The sequence below is a fragment of the Streptomyces sp. NPDC127092 genome, from assembly GCF_042722475.1.
Lineage (GTDB): Bacteria > Actinomycetota > Actinomycetes > Streptomycetales > Streptomycetaceae > Streptomyces.
In genome coordinates this window covers 2,859-3,924 of sequence record NZ_JBHXFE010000093.1, presented here as the reverse complement: position 1 = coordinate 3,924, position 1,066 = coordinate 2,859, and the positions used below count along the sequence as shown (strand labels likewise).

Below are 1,066 nucleotides of genomic sequence, written 5' to 3'. Positions count from 1 at the left end.
GCGCAGTGCGTCTTCCACCGCATACAGAGACTTCGGAAAGGGGAATCTGCGATCCGGCATGAGCGCACGGATAATATTCGTCCCAGACCGATACGCCTCATGCGATGGACGTGCCCACTGGGTTGTGGGAGGCTTGCGTTTTGTCCTCTGGTAAGACACTAGTGCGGACCCGTCCTCGCGATAGCCGGTAACCTCCGCGAGGCCACTGTCGATCTCTTTTTCCCGGCCTCCGGTGATGTACCTAATGATGAAGGGCTGCGGCTCATTCGGTGACGGCTTCACACGGATAAAACCTTTGGCGAGTTTCTCCCTCGCGGCACTGGGGATGAGGGACCACATCATCTCCGTTCCGTCGGGCCTGATCGGCCAAACAGTAGCGCACCCCTCACGGGACGGCTGACGACGTCGATCTACTTCTGGTCCAATCGGTTCACCGATCTCCTCGATCTTATGAGTCTTCTCATTCACATAAATCGGGTAGAACTGATTGGGGCGCGTGTGACGGAGGTTGCTCGCGCCCTGCCGACGAAAAGTTCGCCAATCCATCTCCTCGGAGGTACTGCCCTCGACCTCCTCCGGGCAAATCTCTGCTTTACCTAGACGCACGAAGTAGATGAACTCATTGGTCCTGTTGAACGAGTCTGCACGAGCCGTCCCAGCCGGGTTGATGAGTGTAGAGATCATCTGAATCCGCGCCTCGGGAAATGTCTGCTCGAGGAGCATTCCAAGTCGGAGGTACTCCTTCTCGTCGATGGTGACGATCAGGACCGAGTCCTCGGGGTTGAGGAGTTCGCGGGCGACCTGGAGGCGGCGCTCCATGAACGACAGCCACTTGGAGTGGCGGTAGTCGTCGTCGGACTCGACGTAGTCGTTGTTGTACTTCCAGTCCTTGGCGCCCGTGTTGTAGGGCGGGTCGATGTAGATCAGCTTGACGGCTCGCGAGTAGCCGTTCTTCAGGAGTTTGAGCACCTGAAGGTTGTCGCCCTCGATCAGGACGTCCCGGGCATCCGACCAACGCAGCGAGGCGTCCTCATCAGGCACCAGCGTTGCGGTGGTGGGCACGCGT

General features: G+C 58.7%; 1 protein-coding gene. It reads right to left on the bottom strand.

From position 1 onward, the window contains the following. The coding region (locus ACFWJO_RS37155; protein ID WP_386872528.1) for a DNA methyltransferase at positions 1-1,062 on the bottom strand (1,062 nt) is incomplete at its 3' end. Between the last annotated feature and the right edge of the window lie 4 nt (positions 1,063-1,066).